Origin of the sequence: Rhodococcus sp. EPR-134, from assembly GCF_001647205.1 — a bacterium.
Taxonomy (GTDB): domain Bacteria; phylum Actinomycetota; class Actinomycetes; order Mycobacteriales; family Mycobacteriaceae; genus Rhodococcus_F; species Rhodococcus_F qingshengii.
Genome location: NZ_LVCT01000496.1, coordinates 1 through 5,380, shown reverse-complemented (window position 1 = coordinate 5,380; position 5,380 = coordinate 1). Strand labels below are relative to the sequence as shown.

Below are 5,380 nucleotides of genomic sequence, written 5' to 3'. Positions count from 1 at the left end.
GCGTCGTGTGCATGCCGGCGCCGAGACCCCGCAGTTCACCGAACGATGACAGTGCTTCCTCGACCGCCCGATCACGCTCCCGGTACCTGCGCCGGGCGGTACGTACCGCTCGATCCCATTCGCCGTCACGGAGCAGGGACAGGAGTGCTTGCTGCAGTGGAACCGACGGGAAGTCGCCGATTCGCTTGCGGTGTACTGCTATGCGGTCGACCAGGTCGAGGGGAGCCACCAACCAGCCCAATCGAATTCCGGCGCCGAGCGTCTTGGCAACTGTTCCGAGATACACCACCCGATCAGGAGCCAACTGGGCAAGCGCAGGCAAAGGCGCTACGTCGTAACGGAATTCGGAGTCGTAGTCGTCCTCGAACAGGACGACGTCGCGGACGCGGGCGAACTCGATCAACTGGTTGCGCCGACCTACCGGAAGCAGCCCACCCGTCGGATACTGATGGGACGGTGTCACATACACGCCACGGACGCTCTCCGACGCAGTTTCGAGTTGGTCGACACAGAGACCATGAGCGTCGACGGGCACCTCGAGCAGCGACCATCCACAGGCTGTAGCGGCCGAGGACGCATACCGGTATCCGGGATCTTCCATCGCCAGAACAGCACCACGGGTACGCAGAGCCGACAGGGCGAGGCCGAGACCATGCGTGGCACCTGAGGTGATCAGGATTCTCTCGGGTTCAACCGACATTCCGCGGGCTCTTGCCAGTAATTCCGATAGTGCCGAACGCAATTCGTAGTCACCCGCAGGATCGGGATCCTCGAAAGGTGGCGGTTTGGACCCGACGTCACGCCACGCCCGCCGCCACGCTGCCGATGCACGCGGTGGCGTCCACGGCACGCCCGGCCGGAGCTGCACCCTGGGTGACATCTTGTCGGCGGCCTTCTTCGGTGTAGTCGTGGGAGTGACCATGGGGGAGGGCGCCTCGGCAACGAAGGTGCCTGAGCCGTGCACAGCGACAAGCCAACCCTCGGCGATCAACTGCTCATACGCCCGTTCCACGACGCCCCGCGCCACCTCGAGCTCCGCCGCCAGCTTCCGGGAACTGGGTAACCTCAGACCCACTGCCGCCTTACCACTGCGGATATCAGCTCTGAGGTGGTCGGCAATCTGGACCGGGAGCGCCCGCCGATCTGTCCGGTCGAGGACGACGGCTACCGCCGAAGGCAGAAACATTCAGAACCCTCCCGGAAGTGGCAAATCGAAGTGGCCTATCGAAGTCTCCACTGATTGGACCATGACTTGAAGCCACTTTGCCACCAGCATTGTCTGCATGACAGATTCCGTTGTCTTTGCTGCCCCTGCTCCTGCCCCCACTGCACCTATTCCGCTGTCCCCGACAGCACGTACGACGCACAAGCGCGCCCGCCACCACGGCGTCGCAGAACGCGCGGCACTCGTCGACGTCTTGCAGTCCGCGAAGCTGTGCCACATGGGTGTGACCGTCGGCGGAGTTCCCATGGTGTTTCCCACCGCCTACGGGTTCGACCTCGACGGCCCCGACCGCGGCGGATCTATTTATGTTCACGGTTCAGTCGCTTCACGGAGCTTGGCTCCCGACAGCGAAATCTGCATCACCATCACGATCCTCGACGGGCTCGTGTTGGCTCGGTCGGGCTTCCACCACTCGATGAACTACCGCAGCGGCGTCATCATCGGATCACCTCGAGTCGTGACCGACGGCGACGAACGCGTGAAGGCTTTGAATCTGATCGTCGACCAGGTGGTTCCCGGACGTTCCCAACACTTGCGGGATCACACGCGCAAGGAAATGGTGGCAACCATCGTTCTTGCGCTGCCGTTGTACGAGGCTTCCGTCAAGGCTCGCACCGGCGGCCCCGGTGACGATGCCGCCGACATCGGTATCGAAACCGTTTGGGCTGGAGTAGTTCCCGCAGCTACGCACTTCGGTGAACCGATCCCGTCCGAGGATCTCGACTCCGGTGTCGCGCTGCCGGACCATATCTCGACGATGCTCTGACCGCACACGCCGTACACACCGGGGCATGGCTAAGCCCCGGTGTGTACGTATTCAGTTGCGCCCGTTCAGGCTGCTGTGGGTGGGCTGTTCCCGCCGATCGGATGCTGATACGGATCAACCGACATCGGTGGGTAGAACACCGTCTTTCGATCGGGGCCGATCTCCACCCGCCACTCCGTGTGGTGCAGCGTCCGATGGTGATGACCGCACAACAAGATCAGATTGTCGAGATCTGTTGGGCCACCATCGTTCCAGTGAACAATATGATGGGCATCGCACCACCCCGACGGAGTCCCGCATCCCGGAAACGCACACCCACCATCACGAACCGCCAACGCCCGCCGCTGGGGTACCGTCGCGGTCCTTGCTTCTTTGCTGCAGTCGAGCGGAACACCGTTCTCGTCCAGGAGGATCCGGGTGACGGTGCAGTCGCACGCCAGCATCCGCGCGGTATCGATACTGATCGGGCCCACCCAATCCGCCCACGCGAACCCCAACTCCTCGGTCGACGGCAGCAAGTCCTTCAACGCTTGGAGGTCGGTCATGTCTTTCGCCGACGCGGTCACCGTGATGTGCGGTTTCACTCCGCCCTCGATCGGACCCAACCCCGCCCGCTCGTACCGCCGCAGTAGTTCGCAAAACCCATCCGCCCGCCGTAGTGCCGGAGTACGCGTGTCCTTCACACCGTCCTTCTCCGGTGTCGGCGCGGACAGGCTCGACAGCAACGTGATCAGACGGGCCCCATTCACAGCATCCAAGTCACCCTTCACAGACACACGCCCGTACAAGCCTTTCGAGGCGTAGAACTCGTTACGTTCGGAATCCTCGCCGACCGGAACACCGTCCTCACGCTTGCCGTACTGCTTCTCGATCCGCCGAATCGCTGCCCGCACCGCATCACAATCGGCGATGTTCTTCGACGCCAAACCCAACAGAATCCCGCGAGCCTTGTCCACATCCGCCAGGGTCATGTTCTTCGGCGGATGCTGACAAAACGACGCCACCTGACGGGCTTTCAACGCGTCCACGTCACCACGGTGAAACGCATCGCCGACAACGGGTTCGAGCATCAACAACCGCGCCAACCCGACCAGCAGACTGCACTCACCGATCTCCAGATTCGTCGAACCATGCAACCACTGCGCGATCGCCCGAAAACCCTTCCCCCCGAGAACCTCCCGGGAAAACATCTCCACGATCAGCAACACCATCCGCGACTGCAACTCGTGCCGGACACGCACCAGATCCAGAACCTCACCCTTGAGGTCCTCGCCATCCAGTTGCCACGCATCCCGACTGTCCATGCTCAAAGTTTAATCGAACAAAGTTTCGAATACAAGGGATGGTAACCGAAACTAGATGCTAATCAACAACTTTCGCATTCCAGACGAAACGGGCAGGTTCTTGGGTCGCGGGAGTTGCCGCAACTCCGCCACCGATAAAGGGCCGGACAAGATCCAGCGGCAAGGGGAAGACAACGGTGGAGTTGTTCTCACTACCGATCTCGTGAAGCGTCTGTAGATAACGCAACTGCAGGGTGGTCGGATTGCGGCTGATCACCTCGGCCGCCTCGGCGAGCTTGGCCGAAGCCTGAAACTCGGCGTCGGCGTTGATGATCTTGGCTCGCCGCTCTCGTTCGGCCTCTGCTTGCCTGGCGATGGCGCGCTGCATGTTGGCCGGAATCTCGACGTCCTTGATCTCGACGGTCGTGACCTTGACTCCCCACGGCTCGGTCTGCTGATCGATTACCTTCTGCAAGTCCTCGTTGAGCCGTTCACGTTCGGAGAGCAGCGAGTCCAACTCAGCTTTACCGAGAATGGAGCGCAGTGTGGTCTGGGCGATCTGTGAGGTGGCGGCCAGAAAATCCTCGACCTCGACTATCGAACGGTCAGCGTCGACGACCCGAAAGTACGTGACGGCGGTGACCTTCACGGGGACGTTGTCGCGAGTGATCACTTCTTGGACCGGTATCTTCAGCGTGACGGTTCGCAGACTGACCCGCTCCATGCGATCGATCGCCGGCACCAGAATCACCAGACCAGGACCCTTCAAGGTGATCAGTCGACCGAGGCGGAACACCACCGCGCGCTCGTACTCGCGCAGAACTCTCACCGACATGCCCACAAGGACTGCAATCAGCACGACAAACACGGACAACACGACAAGCACGGTGGTCATAGCGGCAGCTCCCACGGTTCACGACGGCGCACTTTCAGAGTCAGGCCTCGAACCTGCTCTACGACGACGGATTCGCCCACGGCAGGCACAGAATCGTCGTACCCGAATTCCATTCGAGCACGCCATAATCCGCCGTCGAGCTCGACCTGACCCTGCGCACCGGTCCAACTGCGAACGGTCGCGTCCGAGCCGACAAGAGATTCCGTCCCCGTACGCACGGGAGCGCGGCGCGCGGTAAGCGCTTTTCGACTCGCTACCGCCACCACGCCCAGGCCGACTACCGCGACCCCCGCCGTCACAGGGATCGCGATCAATTGGCCGATACCGTCGGATGTGAAGAGCATCCAGACGCCGGCACCGATCATGAGTGCTCCAAGCGCACCGAGCACCCCCGCGGTTGGGGCATGCGCCTCGACCACAATCAACAGGACGCCCAGCAACAGGGCAACGACACCGATCGTCGTCATCACTCGTCTCCACGCTCGCGAGGACGCGGTCACGTCGCGTAGCCATTGTGCGATCGCGCCCTCGACTTCAACGGTAATCACGTTCGGCCGGATCTGCCACAAGCGCTTTCACATCACGTCAGAGAAGGACCTCACCGATCTGTCGTGCAGTCACCTTGGCAAGGTCGGCGAGAAACGGAATCCGTTCGTCGATCATCAGCTCGACCGGACCACGAAGCCCGAGAGCGTAACGCACAGTGCCAGATCCATCGATGATCGGAATTCCGATCGTTCGGAAATCCGGGGTCAACTCCTCGTCGTTGAATCCGTATCCTCGCTCACGAGTCAGTTCCAGTTCCCGGCGGATACCGGCGACATCGGTGATCGCACGCTGAGTGGTCGCTTCACGTGGCAGCGCAGCCAGCTCGGAATCGTCGACATCGGACCAAGCCAGAAAGGCTTTCCCCAGTGCGCTCGCATGCAAGGGAAGGCGGACACCCTGCAGCACGTGCCCGTCGGCCTCGCGCCACCGACTGAATCCGAGCAACACCACCTCACTTCCGCTTCGCACTGCCAGGGAGGCGGATGCTCCTGTCGTCGCGGCCAATTGCTCCAAATAGGGCTCGGACAGATAGATCCGATGCTGCCGGTAGGAGACCTGTCCGTAAGCCGCCAGCGCCGCGCCGATGCGATACCGACTGGTTGCGTCGTCCTTCTCGAGAAATCCCGCGTCGACGAGCGACTGCAGCAATCGATGCGTGGTGC

The 5,380-nt window shown here is 61.9% G+C and carries 6 protein-coding genes; 1 reads left to right on the top strand and 5 read right to left on the bottom strand.

Features of this window, described 5'->3' with window-relative positions:
- A partial coding sequence (gene pdxR / locus A2J01_RS22815) for a MocR-like pyridoxine biosynthesis transcription factor PdxR (RefSeq protein WP_064113650.1) occupies positions 1-1,186 on the bottom strand: 1,186 nt, incomplete at its 3' end.
- Between the two features lie 97 nt (positions 1,187-1,283).
- Between pdxR and A2J01_RS22810 the strand changes: the two genes are divergently transcribed.
- Positions 1,284-1,991, top strand: a complete 708-nt coding sequence (locus tag A2J01_RS22810) for a pyridoxamine 5'-phosphate oxidase family protein (protein WP_054827440.1) — start codon at positions 1,284-1,286, stop codon at positions 1,989-1,991.
- A 65-nt stretch (positions 1,992-2,056) separates the two neighbouring features.
- Here the strand turns inward: A2J01_RS22810 and A2J01_RS22805 are convergent, their stop codons facing one another.
- From A2J01_RS22805 to A2J01_RS22790, 4 genes are all read right to left on the bottom strand, one after another.
- Complete coding sequence (locus A2J01_RS22805; protein ID WP_064113649.1) at positions 2,057-3,295, bottom strand: HNH endonuclease signature motif containing protein; 1,239 nt, start codon at positions 3,293-3,295, stop codon at positions 2,057-2,059.
- A 58-nt stretch (positions 3,296-3,353) separates the two neighbouring features.
- Entirely contained in the window at positions 3,354-4,169 is an 816-nt protein-coding gene (locus tag A2J01_RS22800; protein WP_050656912.1) for a slipin family protein, read from the bottom strand.
- Positions 4,166-4,636, bottom strand: coding sequence for an NfeD family protein (locus A2J01_RS22795; protein WP_007735511.1), 471 nt, complete (start codon positions 4,634-4,636; stop codon positions 4,166-4,168). The genes A2J01_RS22800 and A2J01_RS22795 overlap by 4 nt, the downstream gene beginning before the upstream one ends.
- 118 nt (positions 4,637-4,754) lie before the next feature.
- Positions 4,755-5,380 (bottom strand): IclR family transcriptional regulator (locus tag A2J01_RS22790; protein ID WP_064113648.1); only part of this gene is annotated, 626 nt, incomplete at its 5' end.